Source organism: Mesorhizobium sp. M0854, assembly GCF_040319815.1.
Lineage (GTDB): Bacteria > Pseudomonadota > Alphaproteobacteria > Rhizobiales > Rhizobiaceae > Mesorhizobium.
Genome location: NZ_JAMYOL010000001.1, coordinates 55,181 through 73,189, shown reverse-complemented (window position 1 = coordinate 73,189; position 18,009 = coordinate 55,181). Strand labels below are relative to the sequence as shown.

The following is an 18,009-nucleotide window of genomic DNA, read 5'->3' as shown; positions in this document are numbered from 1 at the left end:
AAAGACCGCCGCCCAAACCATATGAGACATGTGGTGCGGTCCTATCCCGCGCCCCACGATTTCAGGATAGAGAAAAAAATGCCCCGTTCAATCACATCAGGCCCATCCCAGCGCATGCTTCGCGTCGGCGAGCAGGTGCGCCATGCTCTGTCGGAAACCTTGCAGCGTGGCGAGATCCTCGATCCGCTGATCGAGAATGCCGTGGTGTCGGTCTCGGAAGTGCGCATGTCGCCCGATCTCAAGATCGCCACCGCCTTCGTCTCGCCGCTCGGCGCCAAGGATGCCGGCGTGGTGGTCGAAGCGCTCAACAAGCATGCGAAGTTCGTCCGCGGCCGTGTCTCCGGCGCGCTGCGGCAGATGAAGTACATGCCGGAATTCCGCTTCCGGCTCGACACCAGCTACGACAATTTCCAGAAGATCAACGAATTGCTGCACTCGCCCGAAGTGGCGCGCGATCTCAGCGCCGACGACAAAGACAAAGACGACCGGAAGGACAGCGAATAGTGGCGCGTCGCGGCAAGAAGAAGGGCCGGCCGATCTCGGGCTGGCTGGTACTGGACAAGCCGGTCGGCATGGGCTCGACTGAAGCCGTCTCCAAGATCAAATGGCTGTTCCAGGCGGAAAAGGCCGGCCATGCCGGCACGCTCGACCCGCTGGCGTCCGGCATGCTGCCGATCGCGCTCGGCGAAGCGACCAAGACCGTGCCATACGTCCAGGACGGCGCCAAGGTCTACCGCTTCACGGTTGCCTGGGGCGAGGAGCGTTCGACCGACGACCTCGAAGGCCCGGCGACCAAAAGCTCGGACCGCCTTCCGGCGGAATCCGAAGTGCTGGCGCTGCTTTCGAAATATACCGGCGTGATCATGCAGACACCGCCGCAATTCTCGGCGATCAAGATCGCCGGCGAGCGCGCCTACGACCTTGCCCGCGATGGCGAGACGATCGACATTCCGCCACGCGAGGTCGAGATCGGCCGGCTCGATCTGGTCGAGCACATGGCCGATCGCACCATCTTCGAGGTCGAATGCGGCAAGGGCACCTATGTCCGCTCGCTGGCGCGCGACATGGGCCGCGACCTTGGCTGCTTTGGTCACATCGCCGAGCTGCGGCGGGTCGAGGTCGAGCCGTTCACGCAGGAAGATTTCGTCACCTTGGCCGAGCTGGAAGCCGCCCGCTTCGGCGAACAGAGCGAGGAAGGTTCGCAAACAGCGGACGCGCCGATCGACTTCGGTGCCATCGATGCACTTCTGGTCGAGACCGCCGCCGCGCTCGAATGCCTGCCGCAGGTCGCGATCAGCGATGATGCGGCAACCAAAATCCGCCTCGGCAATCCGGTCATCATTCGCGGCCGTGACGCGCCGGTAGAAGCGGAGGAGGCCTGCGCCACCGCGCGCGGCAAGCTGGTCGCCATCGGCGCCATCGAGCAAGGCATGTTCAAGCCAAAGCGGGTCTTTATCGGGTAACAGCTATCTCTCGGCGCATGATCTCCAACCGGATTCTATTTTGGGAAAGGATCATGCGCTAAATCAACAGCGCTACGGCGTCGTTTGCCGTCCGAAAGGACGCGCGGCACCGACGCTGCATTCGAGGGGGCACATGGCAAAGGCTGAGACGGGCAGGAAGCGGGCGGTGCTCAACACACGGCGGCCGCCCGTCGGGGCTTCGCCGGGCACGCTGATCGCCGACCCGGCGGCACGCCGCTCGGAGCTCAGGCTGACATTGATCTCGCCCGAAAAGTTCAAGACCATCGACAATGCCAGCATCGACGACGTCAACACCCATTGCCACAATTGGCCGGTTATCTGGCTCGATTGCACAGGCCTCGCCAACATCCAGCTGATCGAGGAGATCGGCCGGATCTTCAACCTGCATCCGTTGGCGCTGGAAGATGTCGTCAACACCGGCCAGCGGCCGAAGGTGGATTTCTTCGAGGACCATGCCTTTGTCGTCGTCAGGATGATCGACGATGTCACCGCGCATCGCTACGAACAGATCGCCGTCTTCTTCGGCAGGAACTTCGTCGTCACCTTTCAGGAGCGCGAAGGCGACCCGTTCGATCCCGTGCGCAAGCGGATCGCAAGCTCGGTGCCCAACCGCTTGCGCTCGCGCGGCGCCGACTATCTCGCCTATGCTTTGATCGACGCCATCGTCGACAGCTATTTCCCGCCGATCGAGGCTGCCGGCGAATTGGTCGACAGCATTGAGGACCAGATGCTGAACCAGGCGCACAAGCATCAGATGCGGCAGCTTCACGAATTGCGGCGCGATGCCAATGTGCTGAAGGGCGTGCTTTGGCCGATGCGCGACGCGCTGGCGACCATGATCCGCAACGACGTCTCTTATGTGAAGGCCGAAACCAAGATATTTCTGAACGACACGCTCGATCATTCGCTGCGTTTGATCGAACTGGTCGAAACCCAGCGCGACATGCTGACCGGCCTGATCGAGATGCACTTGTCGCTCAGCCAGGCGCGCACCAACGACGTCATCAGCTATCTGACGATCGTCTCGGTGATCTTCATGCCGCTTACCTTTCTCGTCGGCGTATGGGGCATGAATTTCGACCCCGACACCTCGCCCTGGAACATGCCGGAGCTGAAAGCCTATTACGGCTATCCCCTGTCGCTCGTCTTCATGGCGCTTGTTGCGGTCGGGCTCTTTGCGTACTTCAAATGGAAGAAATGGCTCTGACTAGGCGGAAGTGCCCGTTTATGCAGCAAAAAGCCGGCTTGTGAATTAGGCTGGCCTTTTTGTCGGAATTGCACTATATGCGCCGCAGCCTCGCGCTTTGACGCGTTGCTTGCACCGGCCCCTGCTGGACGACATCCCGGCTGAGGGCGTCCCGTTTCCTCAAACAGACAAGGAAAAACACGATGTCGATTACTGCCGAACGCAAGAAGGAATTGATGGGCGAATTCGCTACCGCCAAAGGCGATACCGGGTCTCCGGAAGTCCAGGTGGCCATCCTTTCGGAGCGCATCAAGAACCTGACCGACCATTTCAAGGACCACAAGAAGGATAACCATTCCCGCCGTGGTCTGCTCGCTCTCGTTTCCCAGCGCCGCAGCCTGCTTGATTATCTCAAGCGCAAGGACGACGCGCGCTATCAGACGCTGATCGAGAAGCTCGGTCTGCGCCGTTGACGAATTGACCGGCGGGTTCTTTCGAGAGCCCGCCGGTCGCGCATTGGAGCATCGGGTCATCCAAGGCTCCATGAAGGAAGTAGGAAGGAACTAGAGCGCCGCGCATCGGTTTGGATGCGCAAAGGACGCTCTGAAGTTTAGATTTGCGCAGGATATTTTCCGAAAACCTGGTTTTCGGGTTCACGCGCAAGGCCACTCGGATCGATTGGCCAACCCGGTTTCGAAACAGCAGAGGGCCGCTCGAAACCGCCCATGGACGGTCATGGGGCAGGATTGCAGGACGCTCGTGCGGCACCGCGCCGAATAAACCGAGCCTCCCGTTGTCTTGCCCGTGGCTGCCCGAGAAAGGAAGCCAAGGGAAAGGGGCATCCGCGCACGCTGAAACGGCGCGGCCCTTTCCGCATATGAAGGACAAGACATGTTCAATTACCACAAAGTGGAAATCGAATGGGGCGGCCGTCCGCTCATTCTCGAAACCGGCAAGATCGCACGTCAGGCTGACGGCGCGGTGCTGGCCACCTATGGCGAAACCAAGGTTCTCGCCACCGTCGTCTCGATGAAAGAGCCGAAGCCCGGCCTCGACTTCTTTCCGCTGACGGTCAACTACCAGGAAAAGACTTACGCCGCCGGCAAGATCCCGGGTGGCTATTTCAAGCGGGAAGGCCGTCCGAGCGAGAAGGAAACGCTGGTTTCCCGCCTGATCGACCGCCCGATCCGCCCGCTCTTCGCCGAAGGCTACAAGAACGACACCCAGATCGTCGTCACCGTCGTCCAGCACGATCTCGAAAATGACCCGGACATCCTGTCGATCGTCGCCACCTCCGCCGCCCTGACCTTGTCCGGCGTGCCGTTCATGGGCCCGGTTGGCGGCGCCCGCGTCGGCTACATCAACGGCGAATATGTGCTCAACCCGCATGTCGACGAGATGCAGGAATCGAAGCTCGACCTGGTCGTCGCCGGCACCGCCGACGCCGTGCTGATGGTCGAGTCCGAAGCCAAGGAACTCGGCGAGGACCTTATGCTTGGTGCCGTCATGTTCGGCCACAGGGGCTTCCAGCCGGTGATCGACGCGATCATCAAGCTGGCTGAAGTCGCGGCCAAGGACCCGCGCGACTTCACCGCGCCGGAATATTCCGCACTTGAAGCCGAGATGCTCAAGATCGTCGAAGGCGAGCTTCGCGACGCCTACAAGATCACCGACAAGCAGAAGCGCTATGCCGCCGTCGACGCCGTCAAGGCGAAGGTCAAGGCCGCGTTCGCGCCGGCAGAAGGCGAAGAAGCCAAATACACGTCCGAACAGATCGGCACCGTGTTCAAGGAGCTCCAGGCCAAGGTCGTGCGCTGGAACATCCTCGACACCGGCTCGCGCATCGACGGCCGCGACCTGAAGACGGTCCGCAAGATCGTCTCGGAAGTCGGCGTCCTGCCGCGCACGCACGGCTCGGCGCTGTTCACTCGCGGCGAGACCCAGGCGCTGGTCGTCGCCACGCTCGGCACCGGCGAGGACGAGCAGTATGTCGATTCGTTGACCGGCATGTACAAGGAGAAGTTCCTCCTGCACTACAACTTCCCTCCCTATTCGGTCGGTGAAACCGGCCGCATGGGTTCGCCGGGCCGCCGCGAAATCGGCCATGGCAAGCTCGCCTGGCGCGCCATCCGGCCGATGCTGCCGACCGCCGACCAGTTCCCCTATACGTTGCGCGTCGTTTCGGAGATCACCGAGTCCAACGGCTCGTCGTCGATGGCTACCGTCTGCGGCACCTCGCTGGCTCTGATGGACGCGGGCGTGCCGCTTGCCAAGCCGGTCGCCGGCATTGCGATGGGCCTGATCAAGGAAGGCGAGCGCTTCGCCGTGCTCTCCGACATCCTTGGCGACGAGGACCACCTCGGCGACATGGACTTCAAGGTTGCCGGCACCGCCTACGGCATCACCTCGCTGCAGATGGACATCAAGATCGAGGGCATCACCGAGGAGATCATGAAGATCGCCCTCGACCAGGCCAAGGATGGCCGTCAGTACATTCTCGGCGAAATGGCCCACGCGCTGTCCGGCGCACGTGCCGAGCTCGGCGAGTTCGCGCCGCGCATCGAGGTCATGCACATCCCGACCGACAAGATCCGCGACGTGATCGGCTCGGGCGGCAAGGTCATCCGCGAGATCGTCGAAAAGACCGGCGCCAAGATCAACATCGAGGACGACGGCACCGTCAAGATCGCCTCGGCCAATGCCAAGGAGATCGAGGCGGCGAAGAAGTGGATACACACCATCGTCGCCGAGCCGGAAGTCGGTGAAATCTACGAAGGCACGGTCGTCAAGACCGCCGACTTCGGCGCTTTCGTCAATTTCTTCGGTCCGCGTGACGGCCTCGTCCACATCTCGCAACTCGCCAATGACCGCGTCGCCAAGACCTCCGATGTGGTCAAGGAAGGCGACAAGGTCTGGGTCAAGCTGATGGGTTTCGACGAGCGCGGCAAGGTCCGCCTGTCGATGAAGGTCGTCGACCAGGCCACCGGCAAGGAAATCGTGCGCGACAAGAAGAGCGAAGGCGAAGAAAACGCCGCCTAAGCTGATCTAACTATGCAATCGAAGCGGGCGCGCCGGAAGGTCGCGCCCGTTTGCGTTTCAACAACAGCCTTGCAGTTCAAGAGTGGTGAATGTCCGCCGAGCCGCTGAAAACGCTTTTCCATCCGTTCGAGGCCGGTGCTGTCTCCCTGCCACGAAAGGATGAACGCATACTCTTTCTCGGTGCCGAGCCCGGCTTTCGCTTGCCCGAAAGTTTTGATGCCAAGCTTCATCTTGTCCAAGGCTTCAGGCCGCACTTTCGCGCCTTGCAGGCGTCCGGCTTCGCGGTCACGCCGCAGGTCGAAGGCGAGGCTTTCGACGCGGCATTTGTGCTCGCTGGCCGCCATCGCGGCCAAAACGAGTTGCGCGTTGCCGAAGCGGTCGAACGCGCAGCACCAGGCGGGTTGATCGTCGTCGCCGGCAGCAAGGACGATGGAATCGCCAGCCTGCGCAAGCATGTCGGCGCCCTTGTGCCGCTCGAAGGCCACCTGCCGAAGCATCACGGCATTGCCTTCTGGTTTCGCCGGCCGGCCGATACCGTTGCCGCGGCAACGCTTCGCGCCGCCAATCCGGACTTGGTGGTCGAGGACCGCTTCCGCACGGCCCCAGGCATGTTTTCCTTCGACAAGATCGATGCCGGATCGAAGCTGCTAGTCGAAAATCTGCCCAACGATCTGCGTGGCAGCGTTGCGGACTTCTGTGCCGGTTGGGGCTATGTCGCCGCCGAAGTCGCCGCCCGCTCACCCGGCATATCGGCGCTTGACCTTTACGAAGCGGACTTCGAGGCGCTGGAGGCGGCCAAGGCCAATGTCGGCAACATAGGCGTGGAGCCACGTTTCTTCTGGATAGATCTGTTGAGCGAACCGGTCGAGCGCCGCTACGACGTGGTCGTCATGAACCCGCCCTTTCACCGCAGCCGGGCGACTGAGCCGGAAATCGGTGCCGGCATGATCCGCGCGGCAGGCAAGGCGCTGAAGCCCGGCGGCCGGCTGTTCATGGTGGCAAACCGCCAGCTTCCCTACGAACCGGTGCTGGCGGCCGCCTTCTCCAGCCATGCGGAGCTCGCCCGCGACGGCATGTTCAAGGTCTTATCGGCGCGACGCTGAAATCCTGCGGGGCAAGCCGGCGATACGTCGCTCGCGCTATTCCCGCCCGCCGTCGGTCTGCTTCAATTCGTCAAGCGTCGGCATGGAAACGATGTGATAGCCGGAATCGACATAATGGATTTCGCCGGTGACGCCGGAGGACAGGTCGGACAGCAAATAGAGCGCGGAGCCGCCGACTTCATCGATCGTTACTGTACGGCGTAGCGGCGAGTTGCGCTGCTGGTAGGAGAACATGTGGCGTGCGTCGGAAATCCCGGCGCCCGCAAGCGTCCGTACCGGTCCCGCCGATATGCCGTTCACCCTGATGCCGCGCGGGCCGTAGTCGTTGGCGAGATAGCGGACGCTGGCCTCCAGCCCCGCCTTGGCGACACCCATAACGTTGTAGTTCGGCATGACACGGACCGAACCGGCATAGGTCAGCGTGACCATCGAACCGCTATCCTTCATCAATGTGGCGGCGTGACGGGCGATCTCGGTGAAGGAGTAGCAGGAGATCACCATGGTGCGGATGAAATTGTCGCGGCTCGTGTCGGCGTAGAGGCCTTTCAGCTCGTTCTTGTCGGAAAAGCCGATGGCATGGACGACGAAATCCAGCCCGCCCCACGCCTTCCCCAAAGTCTCGAAAGTCGCGGCGACCGACACGCTGTCCTCGACGTCGCAAGGCACCACCAGGGATGCGCCCAATTTCTCGGCGAGCGGCTTGACCCGGCGCCCGAAGGCCTCGCCCTGATAGGTGAAGGCGAGGTCCGCGCCATGTTCGGACAGTTTGCGGGCGATACCCCAGGCGATCGAATGATCGTTGGCAACACCCATGACAAGCCCGCGCTTGCCCTTCATCAATCCGTCCATGGTCGGCAAATCCTTATGCGGAATAGCGCTGGAAAATCAGCGTTGCGTTGGTGCCACCGAAACCGAACGAATTGGACAAAACGGTGTCGATCCTTGCATCGTCGATGCGCTTGCGCACGATCGGCATGCCCTCGAATTCCGGATCGAGGTTCTCAATGTGGGCGCTCTCGCCGATGAAGCCGCCTTGCATCATCAGGATCGAGTAGATCGATTCCTGCACGCCGGCGGCGCCCAGAGAATGGCCGGTTAGCGATTTGGTCGACGTGATGAAAGGCATCTTCTCGCCGAACACCTCGCGGATGGCGCCCATTTCCTTGGAGTCGCCGACCGGCGTCGAGGTGCCGTGCGTATTGATGTAGTCGACCGGCGAGGACACCGTTGCGAGCGCCTGCTTCATGCAGCGCGTCGCGCCTTCGCCCGATGGCGCCACCATGTCGTAGCCGTCCGATGTAGCGCCATAGCCGACGATCTCGGCATAGATCTTGGCGCCGCGTGCCTTGGCATGCTCGAGCTCTTCAAGAATCAGCACGCCGGCGCCGCCGGCAATGACGAAACCGTCGCGATCGACGTCGTAGGCGCGTGAGGCGACCGACGCCCTGTCGTTGAACTTGGACGACATGGCGCCCATGGCATCGAAGAGATCCGACATCGTCCAGTCGAGATCCTCATGGCCGCCGGCGAAGACGATGTCCTGCTTGCCCCACTGAATCAGCTCGTAGCCATTGCCGATGCAATGCGCAGACGTCGAGCAGGCCGATGAGATCGAATAGTTGACGCCGTGGATCTTGAACCAGGTGGCAAGCGTCGCCGACGCGGTCGACGACATCGCTTTTGGCACCGCGAACGGCCCGATCCGCTTGGGGCTGCCGTTTTTGATCGTGGTCTCGGCCGCCTCGACGATTGCACGGGTCGACGGTCCGCCGGAGCCCATCACGATACCGGTGCGCTCATTGGTGATGTCGGCCTCGTCGAGGCCGGCGTCTGCGATCGCCTGGTCCATTGCGACATGGTTCCAGGCAGCACCCTGCGACAGGAAGCGCATGGCGCGACGGTCGATCATGCCCGATGGGTCCAGCGTCGGCGCACCCCACACCCGGCAACGGAAGCCATGCTCGGCGAAAGAGTCGGAGAAGCTGATGCCGGATCTGGCATCGTGCAGCGAGGTCTGCACCTCGTTGGCATTGTTGCCTATCGACGACACGATGCCGAGACCTGTGACTACGACCCGTCTCATTCGCAACTCCTTCCAGCGGACCCCGAACCTGAAATCAATTTCCGGAATGGAACCATGCGCAAAATTAAAGTGCTACAGCGTTCATCAGACGTCCAAGACGTCGTACTGCAGGGTCTTCGTTCAGACGGCGGCCGATTGCTTGGACAGACCGACCTTCAGATCCGTTGCCGCGTATATGGGCTCGCCATCTGCCTTCAGCCAGCCATCGGCGATGCCAAGCACAAGCCGACCGCGCATCACGCGCTTGAAGTCGACGCCATACTCCACCTTCTTGACCGAAGGCGTGACCATGCCTTTGAACCTCACCTCACCGGTCGACAGCGCCATCCCCTTGCCGGGTTCACCGAGCCATCCGAGATAGAACCCCGTCAACTGCCACATGGCGTCCAGGCCTAGGCATCCTGGCATGATCGGATTACCGATGAAATGGCAGGCGAAAAACCACAAGTCCGGCTTGATGTCGAATTCCGCGCGGATGAAACCCTTGTCGAACGCACCGCCGGTCTCGCTGATCTCGGTGATGCGGTCGAACATCAGCATCGGCGGATAGGGCAGCTGCGCATTTCCCGGTCCGAACAGCTCGCCGCGGGCGCAGGCAAGCAATTCCTCGTAACCGTAGCTGGATTTCGAACCCGCCATCAATCTCGTCCCCGTGATCGTCCCGGGCGATAGGCGCCCTTGTCGGTGGTTTCCTAACACAATCTGTTTCAGGCCGGAAACCGGCGCTTGCGCTTAACCTGCCCGTCTGCCCGGGTCAATGCGCGCTATTGATCGCATTCGGTCGACAGAATATATGTCAGGACACGTCCAGTTTCGGCAGATGCTCAATTTCTGCCATTTTGGACCTGTCTGAGGCGGAACTGTGAGCGCGACGGATAGATGGATCTGGGTTGCCGGAAGGATAATGTCGCTGTGGACAAGCGGGTTCGCGAGGCCGGTCTGAGGCCGACACGCCAGCGCATCGCGCTGGCCGATCTGCTTTTCGCCAAGGGCGACCGCCATCTTTCGGCCGAGGAACTGCACGAGGAGGCGCTTGCCGCCGGGGTGCCGGTGTCTCTGGCCACCGTCTACAATGCTCTGCACCAGTTTACCCAGGCCGGTCTTCTGCGCATCCTTGCCGTCGAGGGATCGAAGACTTATTTCGACACCAACACCTCCGATCACCATCATTTCTATATCGAGGGCGAAAACAGGATCTTCGATATCGACAGCGGCCCGGTGACGGTTTCCAACCTGCCGGAACCGCCGGAGGGCATGGAGATCGCCAATGTCGATATCGTGGTGAGACTGCGTCCGAAACGCTGCGACTGACCGGCGCCTTATGAAATTCCTGGATTTGACGCTCCGGCTCGAATGGGTCGCTGTCGCGGTGGCGGCTCTTGTCTTCTATGCAATCGCCGGTGTTTCTTGGTGGCTGTTCGCCGTGCTCATTCTGGCGCCCGACCTGTCGATGCTGGGTTACATGGCCGGGCCGCGCGTCGGGGCGGTCGCCTACAACGCCTTGCACATACTGATCTTGCCCGTTCTGCTGGCGCTTGTCGGCAGCGTCTTTGACAATGCAATGGCGGTAGCTGTCGCGCTGATCTGGATCGCCCACATCGCCATCGACCGCGCTCTGGGCTATGGTTTGAAGCTGTCAAGCAGTTTCCAGGATACCCATCTCGGCCGCATCGGCCGCTAAACCATCCCCGAACCGAAGATCAGCGGAACAAATGCCGGATCCGGCGCTTGCAGCGCTGGCCCGACCTCCGGTTCGGAAAGTCAGTTCTTGACCTTTTCGCCGGGATAGGCACCCCAGACCAGCGACTGCGCGAGCCAGCCGGTATGGCCGTCGAAGGTCATTTCGCACCACTGGCCATCGCAGGACTTGATCGTGCCCATCACCCCCGGTTCGAGGATCGCGATGACGCCTGCATCTTTTGCCGGGTCGTCAAGGAGGTTGACGCGAGCGTCCTTGCCGCGCTGCCAGGGGGCGACGATCGCCGTGCGACGGCCCGAAAGCAGCGACTGATTGATCCAGCCCTCCGAGCCGTCGGCATCGCGCACACGGCGCCACGTATCGAACTCCTGGATGATCTCCATCGGCAGGCCTGGCTTCATATACATCCAGTCGACGGAATAATTGACGCCCGGCCCAACGCGCGAGTTGACGCGGCCGGATTTCAGGCTGACGAAGCGCGGCAGCGGCAAGCCGCTTGGTCCGAGCGTGACGCTCTGGGCGGGTGCGGCGGCACTTTGCGCCATCACCAGTGGGCTATGGATGAGAGCGCCGAGGAATGCTGCACTGAGGGTCAGGCGGAGCGACGCGAAACCAGACACTTTCGTTCCTTTCGGCGCCCGCCCATCGGCCTTCGCGCCCATTTTTCTTTGTCTTCGGCGGAACCGCTTGTTACATGGATGACGGTACCGCGATCGGCTCTCAGTTTCGCCGTTCTTGGTTAAAGAGGTCTCAACGAGATCGGGTTCGAGGAAACAATGACAGGCAAAAAGAAGCCCCTCGTCGTCATCACGCGCAAGTTGCCCGACGTAGTCGAGACCCGCATGCGCGAGTTGTTCGACGCCCGCTTGAATGTGGAGGACAGGCCGATGACGCAGCCGGAACTGGTGGCGGCGGTCAAGGAGGCCGACGTGCTGGTGCCGACTGTGACCGACAATATCGACGCGGCGCTGATTGCCCAGGCCGGCGACAACCTCAAGCTGATCGCCAACTTCGGTAATGGCGTCGACAAGATCGACGTTGCGGCAGCGGCCAAGAAAGGCATCACCGTCACCAACACGCCGAACGTGTTGACCGAAGATACGGCCGACATGACCATGGCGCTGATGCTGGCCGTACCGCGGCGGCTGGCCGAAGGCGCCAACGTGCTGACCGGCGATAAGAAATGGGCGGGCTGGTCGCCGACCTGGATGCTCGGCCGGCGCATTTGGGGCAAACGGCTCGGCATTGTCGGCATGGGTCGCATCGGCACCGCTGTCGCCAGGCGCGCCAAGGCGTTTGGCCTCTCGATCCACTACCACAACCGCCACCGCGTACTGCCGGCAATCGAGGACGAGTTGGAAGCGACGTATTGGGAAAGCCTTGACCAGATGCTCGCCCGCATGGACATTATCTCGGTCAATTGTCCATCGACACCGGCAACCTTCCACCTGCTTTCGGCACGGCGGCTGGCGCTTCTGCAACCGTCAGCTTACATAGTCAACACCGCGCGCGGCGATATCATCGATGAGGAATCGCTGGTCAAGCTCATCCATGACGGCAAGATCGCTGGCGCCGGCCTCGACGTCTACGAGCACGAGCCGGCGCTGAACAGCAAGCTGCTGAAGCTTGCCCACAAAGGCAAGGTCGTGCTGTTGCCGCATATGGGTTCGGCGACGCTCGAAGGCCGTGTCGACATGGGCGAGAAGGTGATCATCAATATCCGCGCCTTCTTCGATGGTCATCGCCCGCCCGACCGCGTGCTGCCGTTGAGGGCGTGACCTGCCGTCACGCCGGCACGGTCTTGCCGCGGCAACCGCGCGTTCGTCGTTGGATAGCTTTGGCTTACGAAAACGCCTTGCGCATGGTGATTGAGGTCGGCCGGTCGTAGCCCTTGTGCGCTGTCCGTTCGGTTTCACGAAAACCGAGGCGGGCAAAGGCTGCGTGATTTCCGGTCAGCTCGACCCGCGTCTGGAGCTCGATGGCGGTCCTGTTGTGGCTGCGGGCAAGATCTTCGACGGCCTGCATCAGCTGTTTTCCAATGCCTTGTCCCTGAAGAACCGGCTCGACCGCGAGCTTTCCAACATAGAGCTCGTCTGCGCGCTTCAGGATGAAGACGCAACCGACGATCTCGTTTTCCTTCAGCGCCAGGAATGCTGTTTCCTCCAGCGCTCTAGCCCTGAGATTTTCAACGGTGAGCCGATGCACCGAGGACGGCGGGTCAATAACCCCGTCCATAAAGGCGAAGGCGCGCATGACCAGCGCCAGCACCTCGTCCCAACGGTCGAAATCGGCCGCAAGCTGCACGATGGAAACGTCGGCAGGCAGGCTCACGGGCTGGTTCGCTTGTAGCGGATCGTGTCGAAGCGTGCCGCCAGCGCATCGTAGAGCAGCAGTCGTCCGACCAGCGGCTCGCCAATCCCGGTGATCAGCTTGATCGCTTCCATGGCTTGCAGCGTGCCGATGACCCCGGTCAGCGCGCCGACAATGCCGGCCACCGCGCAGGATGGCACCAGTCCCGGCGGCGGCGCCTCGGGAAAGAGATCGCGGTAGCTTGGGTTCAACTTGCCGTCCGGGCCGGTTTCGAATGGCTTCAGTACGGTGACCGAGCCGTCGAAGCGGCCAACGGCGGCATGCACGAGCGGCCGGCTTTCCGCGGCGCAGGCGTCGGCCACCGCGTAGCGTGTCTCGAAATTGTCGGAGCCGTCAACGATGATGTCATAACGGGCAATGAGGGTAGGGGCGTTGTCCACGGTCAGCCTGAAATTGTGCTCTTCCACGACGACGTTTGGATTGATGCGGATGATCGCCGCTCTGGCGCTGTCGGTTTTCGCCATGCCGACCATGTCCGTGGCGTGGATCACTTGTCGTTGCAGGTTGGAAAGCGAAACGATGTCGTCGTCGACGATACCGAGAGTGCCAATCCCTGCGGCGGCGAGATATTCGAGCACCGGCGCACCCAATCCGCCGGCGCCAATGACGAGCACCCGCGCCCGCTTCAGCCGCTGCTGGCCGGCGCCGCCGATCTCGGGCAGCACGATGTGGCGGGCGTAGCGTTCGAGCTCTTCATCGGTGAGGGCGGCTGTGATCATCGCCGGACCATATAGCGGAGGAAAAAGCTTGTCAGGTATCAATGCATGCCGCTCAGAAGTGCGCCATCAACCAAGTTCAAATGGTCGGCCTGACCGTGCCGTGATCGACGGTCAGGAATTGCGCGCGTCCCTTGAGGCTGTCAAACAACGCGGCATCGGTCCCGGTCATGAAGGCCTGGCAGTTTAGTTCCTCCAGGATCGAGAACAAGGCCGCCCGTCGACCGCCGTCGAGATGGGCGGCGATCTCGTCGAGCAGCAGGATCGGTGTCATGCCCGACATCTCGCCGGTTAGCCGCGCATGCGACAAGACAATGCCGACCAGCAGCGCCTTCTGCTCGCCGGTCGAACAGAGCTCGGCCGGCATCGCCTTGGGCCGGTGGCGCACCACGAGGTCGGAACGGTGCGGGCCGTCGAGCGTGCGTCCGGCGGTGCGGTCGCGGTCGCGCCCCTGGGCAAGCGCACGACGGAACCGTTCCTCTACGTCGACGGCCGGCAAAATACCGAGTTCGCCTTCCAGTTCGCCAGAGATGCCGATGTCGGCTTGCGGAAACGGTCCGTCGCCGGGCAGCCGGTCGATCATGGCGGCGAGCAGGCGCACCAGTTCGGCACGCGCCGCGGCAATCGCCACGCCGGTCTCGGCCATTTGCATCTCGATCGCATCGAACCAGGCACCGTCGCGTGAACCGTCGGCGAGCAGTCTGTTGCGGCCGCGCATTGCCTTTTCGTAGTCAAGCGCGCGCTGGCCGTGGCCAGGATCGATCGCCAGCACCAGCCGGTCTAGGAAGCGCCGGCGGTCGGCAGCCGGCCCGGGGAACAGGCCGTCCATGGCCGGTGTCAGCCAGACCACGCGCAGCCATTCCAGCATGTCTTCGGCTGAGCGTGCCGTCGCGCCGTTGATCCGCACCCGCCGGCCGGCTTCGCCGTCGCTGCCCGATATTCCGGTACCGATCTCGACCTGGCCTTCCGGCCCGTCAAGCCGGGCATGCAGCGCAAACCCACCGTCGCCGCCTTCGCGCGCCACCTCGGAATAGGGTGCGCGGCGCAGGCCGCGGCCCGGCGTGAGCAGCGAGATCGCTTCAAGCAGATTGGTCTTGCCGGCGCCATTGTCGCCGGAGAAAACGACAGCGCCGGGATCAAGGTCGATTGCCAACGCCGCATAGTTGCGGAAATTAGTAAGTGTGAGCTTACTTATGTGCGTCTGCTGCGGTTTTGCAGATCTGGTCACGACAGCAAGATGGCCCCGTTCGGGCCCTACACCCGCATCGGCATCAGCACGTAGAGCGCGGTCTCGTCGGCCATGTCGTGGATCAGCGTCGGGGAACCGGCATCCGCCAGCATGAACTTCGCCTCCGTGCCGGTCAGTTGCGCGGCAACGTCGAGCAGGTATTTGGCGTTGAAGCCGATTTCAATCGGATCGGACGAATAGTCGGCCGCCAGTTCCTCGGTGGCACTGCCCGAATCCGGGTTGTTGACCGCAAGCGTGACCTGCCCTTCGGCGATCGAAAGCTTCACCGCCCGGCCGCGTTCGGACGAAATGGTCGAAACGCGATCGACGGCAGCGGCGAAACTCTGGCGATCGATAATCAGCTTCTTGTCGTTGCCGGTCGGAATGACGCGCTGGTAGTCCGGGAAAGTGCCGTCGATCAGCTTGGAGGTCAAGATAACGCTGCCGATGGTGAAACGGATCTTGGTGTCGGACAACTCGGTAGTGACTGCAACATCGGGATCGTCGACCAGCTTTTGCAGCTCGCTGACCGTCTTTCGCGGGATTATGACGCCAGGCATGCCCTCAGAGCCTGCCGGCGCATCGATCTCGGCGCGCGCCAGCCGGTGGCCGTCGGTCGCGACAGAGCGCAGCTTCAGCTTGCCGCCGGCCTCGTGCGTGTGCAGATAAATGCCGTTCAGATAATAGCGCGTCTCCTCGGTCGAGATGGCAAACTGGGTCTTTTCGATGAGGCCCTTTAGTCCGACGGAATCGAGCCGGAAAATATGCGAGAACGACCCGGCTGAAAGCTCGGGAAAGTCGGACTGCGGCAGGCATTGCAGGCGGAAGCTCGAGCGCCCCGACGTCACCGTCATGGCGTTGCCGTCTTCGTCGGTCTTCAGCGCCACCTCCGCGCCGTCGGCAAGCTTGCGCACGATGTCGTAGAGCAGATGTGCCGGGACCGTCGTCGCCCCGCCACGTTCGACCTTTGCCGGCGTTGCTTCGGTCACCTCCAGGTCGAGGTCGGTCGCCTTCATTTCAAGGCTGGCCCCCTCGGCGCTGAGCAGCACGTTCGACAGGATCGGAATGGTATTGCGCCGCTCGACCACGCGGTGAACATGGTTGAGCGACTTCAGGAGATTTGACCGTTCCAGGATAACACGCATGACGAAACAGGCTCGCTTGAATGAATGAACGGGTCTCCGGCAAGCGGCGCCCCGCGAAAGGTCTGAACAGGCTCAGAATCTGCGTAAACTGACAGGAAAAACCCGGCAAACGCAAGCCCGCGCCACCGGTTCGGACCGGCTGCACGGGCTTTCCGGGGATAAAGGGGATAAAAAGGCCGGAGTCCGCGAGCCGGCGTTTTTCGGGCCGTCAGGCCTGGTCGTTGATCAGCCTTCTCAGCAATTCGAGTTCCTGCGCCAGTGTGTTGTCGGCACCGGAAAGATCCTCGATCTTGCGCACCGCATGCAGCACGGTCGTATGGTCACGACCGCCGAACCGCCGCCCGATCTCCGGCAGCGAGCGCGGCGTCATCACCTTCGACAGATACATGGCGACCTGCCGTGGCTTGACGATGGTGCGTGTGCGCCGGTTGGACAGAAGTTCGGTCTTCGACACGTTGTAGTGGCGCGCGACGATGCGCTGGATGTCCTCGATACGCACCCGCTTGGGTTCGCCCGAACGATAGATGTGGCCAAGGATCTCGTCGATGCGGTCGATGGTGATCTGCGGTTCGAAGGATTGGCGAAACAAAAGCTGGTTGAAGGCACCTTCGAGCTCGCGTCCGCTGCCGGTCACCGTGCGGGCGACGTGGTTGAGGATCTCTTCGGAAATATCGAGCGACGCATCGTCGAGCTTGGCGGTGGCAAGCCTGAGCTTGAGCATACCGATACGCATGGCGAAATCCGGGGCTGACATTTCCAGCGCGACGCCGCCGTTGAGGCGCGAGCGGACGCGTGGCTCCAGCGACTCCAATTCCGACGGCGGCCGGTCGGCAGCGACCACCACTTGCTTGGCGCTGTCGAGCAGCATGTTGATTAAATGGCAGAATTCGTGCTGGATCGACTTGCCCTGCAGGAACTGCATGTCGTCGATGATGAGGAGGTCGATGTCGCGCAGCTGTTCTTTCAGCGTCAGTGCGTTGTTGTCGCGGATCGCGGTGGCGAACCGCCACATGAAATACTCAGCCGTCAGATAGACGACCCGCGATTTCGGATTCTGCTTCAGCGATTCTGCGGCGATCGCCTGCAACAGGTGCGTTTTGCCCAGCCCGACCGTCGCGTGAAGAAAGAGCGGATTAAAACGCACCGCGCTCGACTGCGATTCCGCGACCGCCTTGGCGGCGGCAAAAGCCACTCGGTTCGATGGTCCTTCGATGAAGGAGGTGAAAGTATAGCGTGGATCGAGTGGCGAACCGAGAACATTGTGCCGGAACTCGGTTTCTGCGGGCATCCCCGGGCGGGGTACCGGGACCCGTTCGACCCTGCTGGGGCTCGCCGTGCCCGCAGAGAGCGCGGTTTGCGTCTGTCTGGTCATCTTGCGCGCCGGGGCCACTTCTGGCTCGACGCTGTTGCGGCCCTGCCGTGTGGCGGTGCGAACCACGATCTCGATCTTGAGGATCTCCGGATCCTCGTGCTTCCACAACTCGGTGATGAGATCGAGATAGTGGCCGTTGATCCATGAACGCAGGAATGCGGTTGGCACTGAGATGCGGACAATGCCCTTAGAGGATTCAGCGACCTTCATGCGCCCGAACCAGCTCGAATAGACCTCGGTTCCCAGACGCGCCTTCAACTGGGCCTTGACCCGATCGAACTTCTGTTCAGCTTCATTGGAAGCCGCCATGTCGTTCCTTCCGATTAACGTTCCAGGAAATGGGAGGTCGCCTGTAAGCTCCCTTTCGATGCCGCCGCTCTGCATGATCGAGTTCCTTGTCTCTTGTACCTGTTTTCCGCCGGGGATGCGCCTCCTGCATCCATGTTTCCGGCGACCGTGTCTTCGCTGCGACACCATCGCCGCCGCCGGGCTGATGAATCGCCTCGTTGTCGGTCCGGCGCCGAAGAGCCGATCCGCTTTGGTCATGTTAGGGCAACAAAATGCCGTCCGGCGAAAAACCGCCG

General features: G+C 62.0%; 18 protein-coding genes. 9 read left to right on the top strand and 9 right to left on the bottom strand.

The window, feature by feature from the left end:
• The first annotated feature begins 78 nt into the window (after positions 1–78).
• The 6 genes from rbfA (at position 79) to NKH99_RS00300 (ending at position 6,812) form a co-directional block, all read left to right on the top strand.
• Positions 79–504: a 30S ribosome-binding factor RbfA gene (gene rbfA / locus NKH99_RS00325; protein WP_352470068.1), complete on the top strand. Its 426-nt coding sequence runs from the start codon at positions 79–81 to the stop codon at positions 502–504.
• A complete protein-coding gene (gene truB / locus NKH99_RS00320) occupies positions 504–1,463 on the top strand; it encodes a tRNA pseudouridine(55) synthase TruB (RefSeq protein ID WP_353011890.1) in 960 nt (319 codons plus the stop codon). Before rbfA ends, truB begins: the two co-directional genes overlap by 1 nt.
• Positions 1,464–1,596: 133 nt before the next feature.
• Positions 1,597–2,691 carry a magnesium/cobalt transporter CorA gene (gene corA / locus NKH99_RS00315; RefSeq protein ID WP_023676906.1) on the top strand — a complete coding sequence of 365 codons (1,095 nt, stop codon included), beginning with the start codon at positions 1,597–1,599 and terminating at the stop codon, positions 2,689–2,691.
• 140 nt (positions 2,692–2,831) lie between these two features.
• Positions 2,832–3,143, top strand: coding sequence for a 30S ribosomal protein S15 (rpsO, locus tag NKH99_RS00310; protein WP_280940423.1), 312 nt, complete (start codon positions 2,832–2,834; stop codon positions 3,141–3,143).
• A 418-nt stretch (positions 3,144–3,561) separates the two neighbouring features.
• Positions 3,562–5,709 (top strand): polyribonucleotide nucleotidyltransferase, encoded by a 2,148-nt coding sequence (pnp, locus tag NKH99_RS00305; protein WP_353011887.1) that lies wholly within the window; start codon positions 3,562–3,564, stop codon positions 5,707–5,709.
• A gap of 89 nt (positions 5,710–5,798) precedes the next feature.
• Positions 5,799–6,812 carry a class I SAM-dependent methyltransferase gene (locus NKH99_RS00300; protein WP_352541267.1) on the top strand — a complete coding sequence of 338 codons (1,014 nt, stop codon included), beginning with the start codon at positions 5,799–5,801 and terminating at the stop codon, positions 6,810–6,812.
• 36 nt (positions 6,813–6,848) lie between these two features.
• Here the strand turns inward: NKH99_RS00300 and fabI are convergent, their stop codons facing one another.
• The 3 genes from fabI to fabA form a co-directional block, all read right to left on the bottom strand.
• The gene (gene fabI, locus NKH99_RS00295; protein WP_352613887.1) at positions 6,849–7,661 is read right to left on the bottom strand and encodes an enoyl-ACP reductase FabI; all 813 of its coding nucleotides are present in this window, start codon (positions 7,659–7,661) and stop codon (positions 6,849–6,851) included.
• Positions 7,662–7,674: 13 nt separating this feature from the next.
• A complete protein-coding gene (gene fabB, locus NKH99_RS00290) occupies positions 7,675–8,895 on the bottom strand; it encodes a beta-ketoacyl-ACP synthase I (RefSeq protein WP_353011883.1) in 1,221 nt (406 codons plus the stop codon).
• A gap of 120 nt (positions 8,896–9,015) precedes the next feature.
• Positions 9,016–9,534 (bottom strand): 3-hydroxyacyl-[acyl-carrier-protein] dehydratase FabA, encoded by a 519-nt coding sequence (fabA, locus tag NKH99_RS00285; RefSeq protein ID WP_023676912.1) that lies wholly within the window; start codon positions 9,532–9,534, stop codon positions 9,016–9,018.
• A gap of 240 nt (positions 9,535–9,774) precedes the next feature.
• Between fabA and irrA the strand changes: the two genes are divergently transcribed.
• Together irrA and NKH99_RS00275 are read left to right on the top strand one after the other, a co-directional pair.
• Positions 9,775–10,206, top strand: coding sequence for an iron response transcriptional regulator IrrA (irrA, locus tag NKH99_RS00280; RefSeq protein WP_023676913.1), 432 nt, complete (start codon positions 9,775–9,777; stop codon positions 10,204–10,206).
• 10 nt (positions 10,207–10,216) lie between these two features.
• Positions 10,217–10,576 (top strand): DUF4260 domain-containing protein, encoded by a 360-nt coding sequence (locus NKH99_RS00275; protein WP_352680480.1) that lies wholly within the window; start codon positions 10,217–10,219, stop codon positions 10,574–10,576.
• 80 nt (positions 10,577–10,656) lie between these two features.
• Here the strand turns inward: NKH99_RS00275 and NKH99_RS00270 are convergent, their stop codons facing one another.
• Positions 10,657–11,214 (bottom strand): SH3 domain-containing protein, encoded by a 558-nt coding sequence (locus NKH99_RS00270; protein WP_023676915.1) that lies wholly within the window; start codon positions 11,212–11,214, stop codon positions 10,657–10,659.
• A 156-nt stretch (positions 11,215–11,370) separates the two neighbouring features.
• On the opposite strand from NKH99_RS00270, the gene NKH99_RS00265 reads away from it, so the two are divergent.
• Positions 11,371–12,372 (top strand): 2-hydroxyacid dehydrogenase, encoded by a 1,002-nt coding sequence (locus NKH99_RS00265; protein WP_352455122.1) that lies wholly within the window; start codon positions 11,371–11,373, stop codon positions 12,370–12,372.
• Positions 12,373–12,436: 64 nt separating this feature from the next.
• On the opposite strand, the gene NKH99_RS00260 is transcribed toward NKH99_RS00265, so the two are convergent.
• The 5 genes from NKH99_RS00260 to dnaA form a co-directional block, all read right to left on the bottom strand.
• Positions 12,437–12,925 (bottom strand): GNAT family N-acetyltransferase, encoded by a 489-nt coding sequence (locus NKH99_RS00260; protein WP_352744423.1) that lies wholly within the window; start codon positions 12,923–12,925, stop codon positions 12,437–12,439.
• Entirely contained in the window at positions 12,922–13,683 is a 762-nt protein-coding gene (locus tag NKH99_RS00255; protein ID WP_352920671.1) for a molybdopterin-synthase adenylyltransferase MoeB, read from the bottom strand. Before NKH99_RS00255 ends, NKH99_RS00260 begins: the two co-directional genes overlap by 4 nt.
• A 76-nt stretch (positions 13,684–13,759) precedes the next feature.
• On the bottom strand, positions 13,760–14,908 hold the full coding sequence (gene recF, locus NKH99_RS00250) for a DNA replication/repair protein RecF (protein WP_352455124.1): 1,149 nt from the start codon (positions 14,906–14,908) through the stop codon (positions 13,760–13,762).
• A gap of 26 nt (positions 14,909–14,934) precedes the next feature.
• Positions 14,935–16,053, bottom strand: a complete 1,119-nt coding sequence (gene dnaN / locus NKH99_RS00245) for a DNA polymerase III subunit beta (RefSeq protein ID WP_023676920.1) — start codon at positions 16,051–16,053, stop codon at positions 14,935–14,937.
• 208 nt (positions 16,054–16,261) lie between these two features.
• Positions 16,262–17,809: a chromosomal replication initiator protein DnaA gene (gene dnaA, locus NKH99_RS00240; RefSeq protein ID WP_031211816.1), complete on the bottom strand. Its 1,548-nt coding sequence runs from the start codon at positions 17,807–17,809 to the stop codon at positions 16,262–16,264.
• Positions 17,810–18,009 lie beyond the last annotated feature (200 nt).